Raw genomic sequence first — 14651 nt, forward strand, 5'->3', positions numbered from 1 at the left:
AGCTCGTCATATGTGCGGACCGGGCGCCCTCGCCCGAACCTCGCGACCGTCCCGCGCCGGGCGAACCCGCCGCCGTACGCTGCCCCCATGAGTCTCGTGGATCTCACCGCGCACGCCGAAGAGTTCAACGCCGACCCGTACCCCTTCTACGAGGCCCTGCGCGCCGTCGGGCCCGTCCACCCGGTGGTGCTGGGCGGCGAACGCGCATGGCTGGTCGTCGGCCACCGGGAGGCCAGAGAGGCCCTGAGCCACCCCGCCCTGTCCAAGAACTGGCTCGGATCGGAGCTGCCCGAGGTCGCGCAGGCCCACGCCGTCGCCACCAACATGCTGGACACGGACCCGCCCCACCACACCCGGCTGCGGCGCCTGGTGGCCGGCGAGTTCACCACCCGCCGGGTCGCGTCACTCCGGCCGCGCGTCCAGCAGATCACCGACGGCCTGCTGGACGCGATGGAGGCCCTGCCCGAACGGCGGGCCGACCTGATCCGGTCCTTCGCCGTGCCACTGCCGATGACCCTCATCTGCGAGCTGCTGGGCGTACCCGGCCTGGACCGGGCCCGGTTCCGCTACTGGTCGGGCGAGATCGTCGCACCGCTCGACGGCGCCGGCGCGGACCCCCGCGTCCTGGAGGAGATGACCGGCTACCTCTGCGAACTCATCGCGGCCAAGGCCCAGGATCCGGGAGAGGACCTGCTCAGCGCCCTGATCCGGACCCGCGACGAGGACGGCGACCGGCTCTCCCCGGACGAGCTGATCGGGATGGCCTTCCTGCTGCTCGTCGCGGGACACGAGACCACCGTCAACCTGATCGGCAACGGCGTACGGGCCCTCCTCGACCACCCTGAGCAGCTGGCCGCGCTGCGCGCCGACCCGCACGGGCTGATCGACGGAGCGGTGGAGGAGATGCTGCGCTACGACGGCCCCGTACAGCACGCCACGTACCGTTTCGCCGACACCGATCTGGAGCTGGGCGGCGTCCCCATCACGACCGGATCCTCCGTCATGGTCGCCCTCGCCGCCGCGGACCGCGATCCGGCGCGCTTCACGGGGTCGGGGCCCGGCCCCGAGGTGTTCGACATCCGCCGCACCGGTCCGGGCCACCTGGCGTTCGGCCACGGCATCCACTACTGCCTCGGCGCACCCCTCGCCCGCATGGAGGGCCGCATCGCGATCCGCTCACTGCTGGAACGTTTCCCCGACCTGGCCGCGGACCCGGGCGCGGGGGCGCGCGACTGGCTCCCGGGCACCCTGATGCGCGGCGTGACACGGCTTCCCCTGCGCTGGTGAGCCGGCGCAGAGGGATCATCCCCGCGTGACGAACCGTTCCAGCTTCCCGCCGCTCCCACGGGGCAGCCCCTCCACCGCCTCCGCGGGCAGACCGGCGACGACGGCACGCGGGCGCGCGCCTCGGGCTGTGGCAGCACCGCCCGGGCCTGCGCGGGGACGTGACGGCAGAGGGCAGCAGGTCCCGCCGCCGTAGACGTAGGCGTACAGCAGCGGCTCCTCGACAGCATGCCCACCGCGAGGGGAAGGACGAACGGGAGCGCCACCTGCTGCGCGACGAGGGGACGCAGGTCGGCCGGCCGCAGCGCGCCCATGGGCACGCGGCGCAGCCCGCGGACCTCGGGGACCAGGGGCGTCGCGTCGGAGGCCGGAGGAGTCCGGCGCGGCGGGTCCAGCTCGTCGAGCGTGCGGTCGAGGTGGAGCACAAGGTTCGACGGCCTCGTTCTCGCCCCGCGGCGGGCGGTTGGGCCTGGGCCGGCGGCCTCTGCCGCCCTCCGGCCACCGCGCCGACCGTCAGCAACCGTTCCCGGCTCTGAACGCGGGGGTGCGCATGGTGTGGGAGACACCGTTGATCCGCAGCGTCACCGTGCCGTGCAGGTGGTTGCAGTTGACTTCGGTCGTCCGGGCGTAGCACCCGGTGCTCTTCCTCGCGCCGAGACGGATGTCGGGGCAGATGTCGCGCGAACCGTCCATGGTGGTGATCTCGCCGCCGATCGGGACGGCGTCGCCTCCGCCGTTGCCGACGATCATCACGACCCGGGTGGTCGAGTCGGGTGCCAGGGCGTAGCAGGCGTACATCGCCACCGCAGGGGTCCCGCGGTGGTACTGCTTCGCGCTGCACGCCCGGCTGCCCGAGATATGGGGGCTGCCCCAGGTCGCGGCCGCGGCAGGGCCCGCCGAAACGAAGGCGAGCGTCACAGCGGACACCAGGACGACAAGGCTTCTCAGGACCTTCGGCATGGAACTCCCCGTCTCTTTACCCCATTTGGCGCGAATGGTGAAAAGGAGCGAAAGTAGCCGCCGGCCGGTGAGATCGTCAAGGCGGCACGACGGGCCCGGCCGGGTTCGACCTCGAGGCCGGCGCCGCGAGCACGGCGATCGGTCCACAGGCGCCGGCGGGCGGTCGGCCGCCGTGCGGGCCCATTCGTCGAGGGCCGCCACGGACGCGGGCCGGAGGCCTCGAGGTGGGTCAAGGCCGATGGCCGCGCCGCGGTAGAGGGCGACGAGTGAGTCCGTTCCCCGCCACCGAGCATCGGTGAGGCCCCGCACCTCGGGTACTGCTCGTACCCATCGAGGTCCAAGGGGTCGACTGCCTCACCGGTGATCCTCGGGACGGTCCCGGCCCAGCACTGTGCGTGGCGGCCGGCGCCGGCGATTCCACCCGGCCGTCGGTACTCGCGGGTCCATGGAGCATGGGCACGCCGGCGTCCCCGCCGGAATCACACCGGCCTGCTGCGGCCGAGCCCTCGGGAGCGTCCGCCGGGCGCGGCGGCCGGGACCGGCGACGGAGGAGTGGCGGCCGTCGTGACGCCGGTGTCCACGGCGACGCCTCGACCGGAGATCCCGCCCCAACATCGTGCGGGTCGGGAGTCGCGCTCAGTGGCCGGCCCGATGGTCCGCTCGGTCCCACCGGGGGCCGTGGGCACACGATGTCAGGGTGCCGACGGGCCGAGGGGCTGGAGACGGCGGTGCAGGAGGCAGAACTCGTTGCCCTCCGGATCGGCCAGGACGTGCCAGTTCTCCGTGCCGTCCTGCCCGATGTCGACGGGGTGGGCGCCGAGGGCGAGCAGTCGTTCCAGCTCGGCGTCCTGGTCGCGGTCGGTGGCGTTGACGTCGATGTGCAGCCGGAGCTTGCCGGTCCGCGGGGCATCGCTCGGGCTGAGGACAAGCGTGGGCTGAGGGCCGCCGAAGCCGGCGCCGGGCGGCCCGATCTCGATGCTCCCGTCGTCCTCGCGGCCCAGTTCGACGTAGCCGAGGACCTTGCTCCAGAACTCGGCGAGCCGTTCGGGCTCGGCGCAGTCCAGGACCAGCTCACTGATGCGGCATGCCATGCCCGTCAGTCTACGGAGCCGGGCACTGTGCAGCCATCCGCGCGGGGGAGACGTCGGGTCGGCCGGGGAACGAGGGCGCCGCCCGTGCCGCTCGAACCGAGCACCGGAAGCTGTGGTCGAACCGGTCGGAGTCCCCGACCTCGCGGGCCCTTGGCCGCCGGTTCGTCCAGCTCGCACGCAACAGCCGCCTCGGGGCGGCGGGACGGGCCCGCGGCTGTTCGCCCGCCTGACGCCGGCCGGCCCGTCTCCGCCCCGGAGCACCGAGGGCAGGTTTTCGACGTCGTCCGGCCCGGCCGGACCGAGGTGCCGGCCCCGCCCGACGAACAGGGGGACCCGAGGGGTACGCCCGGCCGGACCCCGCACCCCGGGGCCGGCCGGTGGTGGCCGGCGCGGGCAGGACGGACCGGGAAGAGCGGGCTACCGCCTGCGGGCCAGCAGGAAGCCCTGCGGGGAGCTTTCGTGAGGGGTCGGTTCGCGCAGGAGGCGGGCGATCTCCCTCAGGCCGACACCGGCCAGCAGGGCGGCGATCTCCTCAGGAGGCATCCGGTACACGTCGAGGTCGACGTGGTGCCCGTACGCGTGCTTGAGCCGGACCCGTTCGTCGCCCGCCTCGAAGGCGATCAGGGCGTGACCGCCCGGTGCCAGCACCCGGGCGAACTCGGCGAACACCCCGGGCAGTTCCGAGGGCGGCGTGTGCACGGTGGAGTACCAGGCGAGGATCCCGCCCAGCACCCCGTCGGCCACGTCCAGCGCGGCCATCGACCCCACCTCGAACCGCAGCCCCCGATAGCTCCGGCGGGCCACCGCCACCATCGCCGGGGACAGGTCCACCCCGAAGGTCCGGAGGCCGAGCCCGGCCAGATGCGCCGTCACCCGGCCCGGGCCGCAGCCGAGGTCGGCGACCGCCCGGCCGGCGCCGCCCCCCTCCCGCACGCACTCGGCGAAGGCGGCCAGCATGGCTCTGTCCAGCGGCTTCCCGGCCAGTTCCGTGCCCGGCAGCCGCGCGTAGTCGACGGCGACGGCGTCGTAGGACGCCCGTACGGAGTGCAGGTACGAGGAAGCTGTCATGCCCCTGAACAGTAGCCCGCCCGTGGGCCCGGATCACCCTCCGGCCAGCGGATTGGGAAGTTCCGCCCATTGGTCGCCGGGGACGCCCGGGCTCAGCCGCATGAGGGTCAGCGCCTTCGTGGGCAGCAGGCCCGTCAGCAGGGCCTCGGTGTCGGCGGTGGCCGGCAGGGCGGTCGCCTCCGCGAGCGCTTCGGCGAAGGCTCCCGCCGAGCCGGCCGTGGCGCCGAGCGCCCCCGTCAGCAGGGACCCGAACAGCTTGCGGCGCAGCACGGTCACGTCGTCCGTGACCAGCCTGCCCGACAGCGGCGGCACCGGCAGCCCGTGCGCCCGCAGCCGTCCCGGGCTGATCCGGATGTCGGCGAGGTCTCGGTAGACCAGCCGCAGGGGCTCGCCGGCGGGGGAGAGGACGACCAGGAGGTTCTGCCCGTGGGCCTCCAGCGCCACCCCCAGCTCCAGCACCCGCAGGCACACCGACAGCGCGAGGCGGGCGAACCGCGCCCGCCAGGCAGCCGATCGGGCCGGCGGGTAGGAGGCGAGGGCCGCCACCGGCAGCACCCGCTCGCCGGCGGCGGCGTCCGCGTACGCCTCGGGCGGCTCGCGGAGCACGGCCGCCAGGTCGGGGCTGTGCGCGGTCGCCGCGCCGAGCGTGCGGGTGATGTGCAGGCGCCCGTCGAGCCGTTCCGCCAGGCCTTGGGCGAAGGCGGACACGGCCGCCGCCGTCTCGATGGAGTAGACGGAGATGTCCCGGACGGAGGAGGTCAGCCGGGCGCTCAGCGCCGTCTTCACGTGCGCGCCGCCGTCGGCGGGCGCCAGCGTCCGCAGCGCCATCAGCGGATGCGCCGCGAAACCGGACCGCACCCGCTCGTGCTTCAGCACGTGCGCCGCCTGCCACGGGTGCACCGGGACCAGGATCCGGCCGGCGTCGCGCATCTGCTCCGGCCAGTCCCCGGTGACCAGGCATTCCTCGGCCCGTACGGAGACCAGGCCCAGTTCCACCACCGGCCGGTGCTCCGGCGCGTACGCCAGCTGCTCGGCGACCGAGAAGCCCGGCCGGGAGCGGCAGTTGGGGTGGTACGGATGGCCCTCGACCACCCGCTGCTCCCACTCCCAGGTGGCCCGTGCCGCACGGTCCTCGCCGGCGGACGGCTGCCCGGCACGTGACAGCGCGAGGGATGCCGTACTGGAGTCCAGCTCGGCGGCGAAATCCTCACCGTGCGGGATCCCCAGGGCCCTGACGAGCTGTCCGGCACGGCGGTGGGCCCGGCCGTCAAGCAGCAGCTCGTCCACGTACGGCCGTGTCGCGTACGGGTCCGGCGGCGGCCCCTCCAGCCGGCCGCCGCCCGCCAGGAGCAGCGCAAGGCCGCCCGGCGCCGCTTCCCGGCCGACGACCCATGGCAGCGGCTCGAAGGCCAGGGCGCGCCACAGCCGGGTGAGCACGGCCGCCCGGGCGCCGGCCAGCGAGGCGGCGTACGAGGGCCCGAGTGCGGGCCGTACGGCCGCCAGTTCGGCGGCGACGGCTTCTTCGGCCGCGGAGGAGGGAATGGGCATGCTGGGCTCCGCCTTCGGAATGTCGCTCGGAGTGTCACTTCGAATGTCGCTTCACGGGATGATCAAGTAATCATTGCGGATACCGACGATCACGGCCGGTGGTTCCGCTTCGCGGACCTCCGGCCACCGGATGGACCGAATGGAACCAGTGGACCTCAACGCCGCCGCAGACGCCTACGCCGCCACCCCGCTCCTGAACTGCCTGCTCCGGGAGGCCGCGGAGCCCACCGGGTCGACCGGCCCCCTCGGGCCGGACGAGGCCTCCGGGGCGGCCGTGCACCGGCTGCGGGGCAGCGGGCGGCTGCTCCGTGTACGCGGCGGCCGCCGGCCCGTATGCCCGGAACTGCGGACGGTGAACGGCTGGCACCCGCTCAGCCACACCGAACTGGTCAAACTCGTCTCCGACGAACTCGGCCGGTTCACCGGGGTCACCAACGACGAACTCCCGGTCGAGATCACCGACAGCCGCGACGCGCTCGTCGCCCTGCTGGCCGCCCGCGCCGCCGCCGAGCCCCCGGCGGACCCGTACGTGCTCTCCGAGCAGTCCCTCGTGATGGGCCACCCGCACCACCCCGCCCCCAAGGCCCGCGGCGGGGCGCCGGCCGGGAGCTGGCTGCCGTACGCGCCCGAGGCGCACGCCCGCTTCCCGCTGGTCTTCCTGGGGCTGCGCGAGGACCAGAGCACCGGGGAGGGCGGGCCGGCCGTCACCGAGGCCATCGACTCCCTCGCCGGGCTCCTCGACGCACCGCGCGCCCCCGCCGGCTACGAGCTGCTGCCCGTCCACCCCTGGCAGCTCGACCTGGTCGGTGACCGGCCCCCGGTGCGCGAGGCGTTCGCCGACGGGCGGCTGCTGCGGCTCGGCGAGAGCCGGCGGCCGGCCTGGCCCACCGCGTCGATCCGGACCCTGCACGTCCCGGACCCGGCGGCCGACCTGTTCGTGAAGTTCAGCCTCGACGTGCGGATCACCAACGACGTGCGCAGGCTGTGGCGGCACGACCTGCTCAAGGTGCGCCGCACCGACGCGGCCGTCGAGGCCGGGTTCGCCGCCCTGCGCGCGACCGGCTCGGACGCGGCCTGGCTCGCCGACCGCGGCTACCGGACGGCCGCCTTCGCCTTCGAGGAGCTCGCCGTCCTAGTCCGCGACGGCCTGCACGCCCACACCGTGCCCGGGGCCACCCCGCTGCTGGCCGCCGCGCTCGCCGAGGGCTATCCTGGGAGCCCGCCGGCCGGGGCCGCCGACCCCCTCGCGTGGTGGCGGGCCTACCTGCGCCACGTCGTGCCGCCGGTGCTCGAACTCTTCGGCCGGCACGGCGTCGTGCTGGAGGCCCACCTCCAGAACACCCTGATCGCGGTCGACGCGACGGGCATGCCCGTGCAGGCCCTCTTCCGGGACGCGGAAGGCGTCAAACTGCTGCCGGAACTGTCGCGAACGGAGGCCTGGGAGCGGCTGGTGTACTGCCTGGTGGTCAACAACCTGGCGGAGATCGCGGCGGCCCTGGCCGACCGGTATCCGGACGTCTCACCGCTCCTGTGGCCCGCCGTCCGGAAGGAGTTGCTGCGCTACGAGGCCCTGCGCGGGCTCCCCGAGATCGCGGAGCTCCTCACCGCCCCCGCCCTGCCCGCGAAGACGAACCTGCTGCTGCGCTGGACCCGGGCCGACGGCGCGGACGCCCGCTACCGCCCCCTGCCGAACCCCCTGCGGACGTAGGACCTCTCTTCCCGTTCCAGCCGGGTGCACGGCACCGGACGACGGGGGACCAGCCGACGGGATCCGAAAGAGACGGGCCGGGAGGCGGCGCACCCGTCAGGAGAAGGGAACCCGGTCCGGGGCGCAGACGGTCCCGGGCGGCGGGAGCGTTCCGTCGACGAAGTAGCGGCTCTCGTGCGCGCTGATGCAACGGCTGTTGTTGTTGAACAGCGCGGTGTGCCCGTATCCGTCGTTCGTGAGCAGGCGGGCGTTCGCCAGCTCACCGGCCATGGCCTGGGCGCCGGTGTAGGGCGTGGACGGGTCGTAACGGGTCCCGATCACCAGGACGGGACGGGCAGTGGGCGTGTTCCACGGGCCGGTGTATCCGGCGGCGGCCCGGGCCGGCCAGGTGGCGCAGGGCTCCGCCGCCCACGTCCAGAAGCGTCCCGCGTCGCCGGCCCGCCGGGCGCTGTCCTCCTCCAGGCCGTGGTACACGGCGGGGTCACGCGGGTTGGGGCTGTCGGCGCACCACACGGCCGCCGCCTGCTCGTCCCCCAGGTACGGGTTCGGCCGGTCCACCGGCGGTGGCGGCGGGTACACCGGGGGCTCGGGCTCCCGGCCCTGCGACAGTTCCTGGAGCCGGCCCGCGAGAGCCGTCCAGCCGGGGTTGACGATGTACAGGCTGTTGACCGTGTCGGCGACCGTCCTGGCGTACGTCCACGCTCCGACCGGACGCTCCCGCAGCCGCCGCATCAGCCGGTCGAACTTGTCACGCGTGGCTTCAAAACTGCCCGCCGAGAAGGGGCAGCGGGCCGCGGGTGCCGATCCGCACAGGGCGAGGAACCGCTCCAGGGTGGAGGCGGCGGTGACGTCGGAGCCCATGCGCAGGAGGGTCGTGGTGCGGGGCCCGCCCTGCCGGGTGCCGCCGGTCCAGGCGCTGGGGGCGATGTTGCTGTCGAGGACCATGGCGCGGACGCGGCCGGGGAAGAGGTTGGCGTAGGTGGCGCCGAGGATCGTGCCGTAGGAGACGCCCAGGTAGTTCAGCTGTCCTTCGCCCACCGACCGGCGGAGCAGTTCGAGGTCGCGGGCGGTGTCGGCGGTCGAGACGTGCCGCAGCAGGTCCGGGTCGCGTTTCTCGCAGAGTCGGCCGAGGTCCTCGTAGGCGTCGATCCATGCCTTGCGCTCCTGCGCTCCCACTGGGAAACCGCCGGGTGGGCGGGCTGCCCAGGCACTCGCTTGCTCGGTGGTGTCGAAGCAGTTCACGGCGGTGCTGTTGCCGATCCCGCGCGGATCCCAGCTGACGATGTCGAAGCGCCTGCGCAGTTCCTCGGGGAAGGCGTCGTAGTTCTGGGGCACCTGAACGGTCCCGGGGCCGCCGGGGCCGCCGGGGTTCACGAACAGGGTGCCGATGCGCCGGTCGGGATCGGTGGCCGGGCGGCGGACGACCGCCAGTTCGATGGTGCGGCCCGCGGGTGCGGCGTGGTCGAGCGGCACCTCGGCGGTGGCGCAGTCCCAGGGGCTCCCGGGCTTGCACGGAACCCAGTCCAGCCTCGGGACGGTCACCGAAGGTGACGGGGGTTCGGGTGCCCGGGACGTGCCGGCGGCTGCGGAGGGTGCGGGACCGGCGAGCAGGACCGAGCACGCCAGAGCCGCGGTGAGGACCGCCGCACGGCGCCGGTGGCGGGCTGTGGGGCCTGGTGCGGACATGGCGGGCCTTCCTCGGACACGGCGAGGCGGCGAGGGCTCGGTCCGGCGGCCGATGCCGCCGCATCGGTACTCGCGCCTCTCCCACCACCAAACCGCGTTTCGGCGGGCCCCGCGAGCCGGGCGCGCACAGGGTGCGGGCCGGGGCCGCTGTCGGTGCGGGTCCGGCCGGCGGCCCGCTCCCCGGCGCCGGAGGACCGGGGTAGGTTGGACGCGTGATCGATTTTCTCCGGGGCGCCCCGGTCGCAGGCAGTCTCGATGTCGTCTGGCACGCGGGCTGGCCCTCCCCGAAGCACGATCCGGGCCCGGAGATCCAGGTCCACGCCTACTCCGAGCACACGCTGATCCTTCGCCAGAACAAGTCCGTGCACTACGAAGCCCCGTTCCTCTTCCTGTTCTTCGGCAATGACCGGGCACTGCTCCTCGACACGGGCGCGTCCGCGGACCCGGCCCACTTCCCCCTGCGCGAAACGGTCGACCGGCTCGTCGCGGACTGGCTGCAACGGCATCCGAGGCCCGCGTACTCGCTGCTGGTCGCCCACACCCACGGGCACGGCGACCACGTCGCGGCGGACGGGCAGTTCGCGGACCGGCCCCTCACCACGGTCGTGGGACAAGGCCTGGACGAGGTCACGGCCGCCTTCGGCCTCACCGACTGGCCGCACCGCACCGGCGCGCTCGACCTGGGCGGCCGGATCCTCGACCTGATCCCCGGCCCCGGCCACCAGCGGGCCGCCCTGGTCTTCCACGACCGGCACACCGGCCTCCTGCTGACGGGCGACTCCCTCTATCCGGGGCGCCTCTACATCGAGGACCGGGCGGCCTACTCGGCCACCGTCGACCGGCTGCTGGACTTCTGTGCGACCCGGCCGGTCCGCCATGTCCTCGGATGCCACATCGAGATGACCACCACGGCGGACCAGGACTACCCCCGCGGTACCACGCACCAGCCGGACGAGCCGCCGCTCCAGCTCACCGCGGACCACCTGCGCACCCTGCGCAGGGCCCTGGACGAGACGGCGGACGGCCACGGCACCCATCCCTACGGGGACTTCATCCTCGTGTACCGCGACTGACCGGCGGCCCGCCGGCCAGCTTCCCATGCGGCCGGGCCTTCGTCGGCGACCGGACCTTCGACGGCTACCGGAGCACGACGGTGCCGGAGGAGCCGCTGCCCTGCGTGCGTTCATCTCCGCGACGGTGGAGGGCCACCGGCGCCGTGACAGCCGCAGGACGAGTCGGGCGGCCCGGGGTTGGGAATCGGCCAAGGTGGGGCGTGTGCCCCGATCGCCTCTCACTCAAAGGTATAGACCAATGCTAGTTTGGTCGGGCAGACCGCGCAGTCCTTGACCACCCGTCAGAGGAGAAGCCATGCCCTCCCCTTCGCGGGGCGGCGGCCCGGCCGCCATGCCCAAGTATCAGCGGATCGCCGCAGCCCTGCGCCGCGATCTCGACCGCGCCGCGCGCACCCCCGGCGGAAGGCTGCCCTCCGAGCGCAGCCTGGCCGCCCGCTACCAGGTCAACCGGCAGACCGTCAGGGCCGCCCTGCAGTACCTGCGCGAGGACGGCCTGGTCGTGACCGGGCGCCGAGGCTCCCGTCCCGCCGTCACGGCCGAAGCCGACCCCACCGCGGCCGATCCGGTGGCTTTGGGATCGGCGTCCCCCGCGGCCGGTCCCACCCGGAGCTGGGTCACGGTGGTCACCGTCCCGCCCTCGCTCGCCGGGCCGCTCGGCATGTCGGGCGGGGACCGCACCCTGGTCCACCACCACCGGGAGCAGGGCCGGGCCGGGGAGACGCTCCGGCACGCCGCCACCTATTTCAGCCCGGACGTCGTCGCACGCACCCCCGAACTCGCCGTCTGCCGCAACCGGGCGGGGCGCTCCCGCCACGAGGACCTGGCCTCCCTCCAGGGCTGGCTGGAGCGGGCCGCCGTGGCCGGCCGGGTCGCAGAGACCATCACCATGACCCGCACCATCCGGCCGGCCGCCGCCGCCCCGGCTTCCAGCCCCGCCTGCGGCCTGACCGTACGCCGCACGGTGCACGCCGCGTCCGGCCTGCTCGTCGCCGTGACCGACCTGGCGTTTCCCACCTGGGACCACCTGACGTTCCACCGTGACCGCCGGCACCCCGCCATAGCCGGCTTCCGCGTCCTGTAGTCCCCCCGCGTGAGGTGAATCACTCGGCCGTTTGCCGGAGCGAATGCCCGGGTATCGGCGCAGCTGGAGCGGAACCCCGCCCTCCGACGCATCGCGGCGGAGGGCGGGGCGCACGCGGGCCGATCCCGTACCGCTCCACGGCGGCGCCGGCCCGACCCGCGCGCCGCACCCGGTACGACCCGCGAGGTGTATGTGTCCACGCTCCAGGCCGAGCACGTCTACAAGGTGTTCGGCAACCGGCCCGCCGACGCCGTGCGCGCACTCGAAGGCGGCAGCGACCGTGCCGAGCTGCGCGCCGACGGAGCCACGGCCGCGGTCATCGACGTCTCCTTCGCCGTCGAGCCCGGTCAGGTCTTCGTTGTCATGGGGCTGTCGGGATCGGGCAAGTCCACCCTGCTGCGCATGCTGAACGGCCTGCTCGAGCCCACTGCGGGACGCATCCTCTTCGATGGCCGGGACCTCACCGCGCTCAGCGCCCGCGAGTTGCGCCGCGTCCGCTCCACGAAGATATCCATGGTCTTCCAACACTTCGCTCTCTTCCCGCACCGCAACGTTCTGGAGAACGCCGCCTACGGGCTGGAGGTCCAAGGGGTGGCCCGCGCCGACCGCGACCGCCGCGCCGCCGAGGCCCTCGCCCTGTGCGGGCTCGAAGGCTGGGAGATGGCCTGGCCCGACGAGCTGTCCGGCGGCATGCAGCAGAGGGTCGGCCTCGCCCGGGCCCTGGCCACCGACGCCGACCTGCTGCTCATGGACGAGTCCTTCAGCGCACTGGACCCGCTCATCCGCCGCGACATGCAGGACCAGCTCCTCGAACTTCAGCGCAGCCTGCGCAAGACCATCGTCTTCATCACGCACGACCTCAACGAGGCCATGCGCCTGGGCGACGGCATCGCCGTCATGCGCGACGGCCGCATCGTCCAGCAAGGCACCGCCGAGGACATCCTCACCCGCCCCGCCGACGACTACGTCGCCTCCTTCGTCCAGGACGTCGACCGCTCCCGGGTGCTGACCGCCGACGCGGTCATGACGACCACCGGCCCGGCCCGCCCCCACGCCGGCACCTGCGGCTGCCCCACCGTCAGCGCCGACACACCCCTCGCGGACCTGTGCGCCGTCAGCGCGCGCGTCCCGCACCCCGTCGCCGTCACCGGCACCGACGGCGCCGTCGTCGGCTCCGTGCCCCAGGACCGCCTCGTCGCGTTCATCGGGGACGAGCAGCGGGCCCCGGTGCGCTGCGCGGAGGTGGCCGCCTGATGCCCCGCATCCCCCTCGGCTCCTGGGTCGACAGTGCAGTCGGTTTCCTCCAGAGCCGGCTGTCCTGGCTGTTCGACGCCATCAGCGCACTCGTCACCGGTCTCTACGACGGCCTCGTCGCCGTCCTCTCCGCGCCCGCCCCGCTGCTGTTCGCCGGCATCCTCGCCATCGCCGCCTGGTGGCTGCGCGGCCTGCTCGCGGGCGCGCTCGCCTTCGCCGGTTTCGCCCTCGTCGACTCCGTCGGGCTCTGGTCCGACGCCATGTCCACGTTGTCGCTGGTCCTGGTCGCCACCCTCGTCACGCTCCTGTTCGCGATTCCGCTCGGCATCTGGGCGGCCCGGTCCGACCGGGTCAGCGCCGTCCTGAAGCCGGTCCTCGACTTCATGCAGACCATGCCGGCCATGGTCTACCTCATCCCCGGCATCATCTTCTTCGGGGTGGGCGTGGTGCCCGGCATCATCGCGACCATCGTCTTCTCGCTGCCGCCGGGCGTACGGATGACCGAACTCGGCCTCCGCCAGGTCGACGCCGAACTCGTCGAGGCCGCTGAAGCGTTCGGCACCACCCCGCGCGACACCCTCGTCCGGGTCCAGCTGCCGCTGGCCCTGCCCACCCTCATGGCCGGCGTCAACCAGGTCATCATGCTCGGCCTGTCCATGGTCGTCATCGCCGGCATGGTCGGCGGCGGCGGACTCGGCGGCGCCGTCTACCGGGCCATCGGCAACGTCGACATCGGTCTCGGCTTCGAGGCCGGCCTCTCCATCGTCATCCTCGCCATGTACCTCGACCGGATGACCGGGGCCCTCGGCCGCCAGGTCTCCCCGCTGGGCCGGCGCACCCTCGCCAGGGCCCGGTCGGCCGCCACCGGCGCCGCCCGCGTGTGGAACCACCGCCCCCAGCCCGGCTATGCCGTCACCGGCGCCGTCGTACTGGCCCTCGTCGCGGGCGGCCTGAGCACCTTCGGCGCCTCCGGACGCCCGGCGGGACCGGAAGGCGCCGAAAACGTCGGCAAGGGCCGCACCGTCTCCATCGGCTACATCCCGTGGGACGAGGGCATCGCCTCCACCTTCCTGTGGAAGGAGCTCCTGGAGCGGCGCGGCTTCAAGGTCGACACCCGCCAGCTGGAGGCGGGCGCGCTCTACACCGGTCTGGCCGGCGGCGGCCTCGACTTCCAGACCGACGCCTGGCTGCCCGTCACCCACGCCCAGTACTGGGAGAAGTACGGCGACAGGCTGGAGGACCTCGGCTCCTGGTACGGCCCGACCTCCATCGAGCTCGCCGTGCCCTCGTACATGAAGGACGTCCGCTCGCTCGCCGACCTCAAGGGCAAGGCCGGGCAGTTCAAGGGCCGCATCATCGGCATCGAGCCGAGCGCCGGCGCCATGGGCATGCTGAAGGACAAGGTCATGAAGGAGTACGGACTGGAAGGCGAGTACCAGGTCGTCGACGGCTCCACACCCGGCATGCTCGCCGAACTGAAGCGCGCCTACGACAAGAAGGAGCCGGTGGTCACGGTCCTGTGGTCGCCGCACTGGGCGTACTCCTCGTACGGGCTGACCAAGCTGGAGGACCCGAAGGGCGTCTGGGGCGAGGGCGACGGCATCCACACCCTGGCCCGCAAGGGCTTCGCCGCCGACGAGCCCGAGATCGCCGCATGGCTGCGCTCCTTCGAACTCACCGAGGAGCAGCTCACCGGCCTGGAGGCGCGGATCCAGCAGACCGGCAAGGGCAAGGAGCAGCAGGCGGTCCGCACCTGGCTCCAGGACCACCCCGAGGTCGCCGCCCTGTCCTGAGAGCCTCGGCCGGCCGCGGAGGACGGCGTACGCCCGCAGGCGCCGGTGCACGCGGGTCCCGTACGGGACCCCGCGCGCCCGGCGCCTGCGGGCGTTGGGGCCGCA

General features: G+C 73.7%; 11 protein-coding genes and 1 pseudogene. 6 read left to right on the top strand and 6 right to left on the bottom strand.

Annotation, left to right across the window (positions count from 1 at the left end):
* Positions 1-87 precede the first annotated feature (87 nt).
* Positions 88-1287 carry a cytochrome P450 family protein gene (locus ACZ6JS_RS34450; protein ID WP_469303914.1) on the top strand — a complete coding sequence of 400 codons (1200 nt, stop codon included), beginning with the start codon at positions 88-90 and terminating at the stop codon, positions 1285-1287.
* Between the two features lie 278 nt (positions 1288-1565).
* On the opposite strand, the pseudogene ACZ6JS_RS34455 reads toward ACZ6JS_RS34450, so the two are convergent.
* From ACZ6JS_RS34455 to ACZ6JS_RS34475, 5 genes and pseudogenes are all read right to left on the bottom strand, one after another.
* Positions 1566-1850 (bottom strand): annotated as a pseudogene (locus ACZ6JS_RS34455) (hypothetical protein); the annotation flags it as partial.
* On the bottom strand, positions 1798-2244 hold the full coding sequence (locus tag ACZ6JS_RS34460; RefSeq protein WP_469303916.1) for a hypothetical protein: 447 nt from the start codon (positions 2242-2244) through the stop codon (positions 1798-1800). The gene ACZ6JS_RS34460 and the pseudogene ACZ6JS_RS34455, both read right to left, overlap by 53 nt.
* A gap of 692 nt (positions 2245-2936) precedes the next feature.
* Positions 2937-3335: a VOC family protein gene (locus ACZ6JS_RS34465; RefSeq protein ID WP_469303918.1), complete on the bottom strand. Its 399-nt coding sequence runs from the start codon at positions 3333-3335 to the stop codon at positions 2937-2939.
* Positions 3336-3752: 417 nt separating this feature from the next.
* Positions 3753-4403 carry a class I SAM-dependent DNA methyltransferase gene (locus ACZ6JS_RS34470; protein WP_469303920.1) on the bottom strand — a complete coding sequence of 217 codons (651 nt, stop codon included), beginning with the start codon at positions 4401-4403 and terminating at the stop codon, positions 3753-3755.
* 33 nt (positions 4404-4436) lie between these two features.
* Complete coding sequence (locus ACZ6JS_RS34475) at positions 4437-5951, bottom strand: IucA/IucC family protein (protein ID WP_469303922.1); 1515 nt, start codon at positions 5949-5951, stop codon at positions 4437-4439.
* Positions 5952-6081: 130 nt separating this feature from the next.
* Here ACZ6JS_RS34475 and ACZ6JS_RS34480 point away from each other — a divergent pair, with 130 nt between their 5' ends.
* Entirely contained in the window at positions 6082-7659 is a 1578-nt protein-coding gene (locus ACZ6JS_RS34480; RefSeq protein ID WP_469303924.1) for an IucA/IucC family protein, read from the top strand.
* A 96-nt stretch (positions 7660-7755) separates the two neighbouring features.
* Here the strand turns inward: ACZ6JS_RS34480 and ACZ6JS_RS34485 are convergent, their stop codons facing one another.
* Entirely contained in the window at positions 7756-9345 is a 1590-nt protein-coding gene (locus ACZ6JS_RS34485) for an alpha/beta hydrolase (protein ID WP_469303925.1), read from the bottom strand.
* 212 nt (positions 9346-9557) lie between these two features.
* Between ACZ6JS_RS34485 and ACZ6JS_RS34490 the strand changes: the two genes are divergently transcribed.
* The 4 genes from ACZ6JS_RS34490 (at position 9558) to ACZ6JS_RS34505 (ending at position 14546) form a co-directional block, all read left to right on the top strand.
* On the top strand, positions 9558-10418 hold the full coding sequence (locus ACZ6JS_RS34490) for an MBL fold metallo-hydrolase (RefSeq protein WP_469303927.1): 861 nt from the start codon (positions 9558-9560) through the stop codon (positions 10416-10418).
* 295 nt (positions 10419-10713) lie between these two features.
* On the top strand, positions 10714-11499 hold the full coding sequence (locus tag ACZ6JS_RS34495) for a GntR family transcriptional regulator (RefSeq protein WP_469303929.1): 786 nt from the start codon (positions 10714-10716) through the stop codon (positions 11497-11499).
* Between the two features lie 192 nt (positions 11500-11691).
* The gene (locus ACZ6JS_RS34500) at positions 11692-12753 is read left to right on the top strand and encodes a quaternary amine ABC transporter ATP-binding protein (RefSeq protein WP_469303930.1); all 1062 of its coding nucleotides are present in this window, start codon (positions 11692-11694) and stop codon (positions 12751-12753) included.
* Positions 12753-14546, top strand: coding sequence for an ABC transporter permease/substrate binding protein (locus ACZ6JS_RS34505; protein ID WP_469303931.1), 1794 nt, complete (start codon positions 12753-12755; stop codon positions 14544-14546). The genes ACZ6JS_RS34500 and ACZ6JS_RS34505 overlap by 1 nt, the downstream gene beginning before the upstream one ends.
* Positions 14547-14651: the final 105 nt, after the last annotated feature.

It is taken from the genome of Streptomyces sp. NPDC046349, from assembly GCF_055587885.1.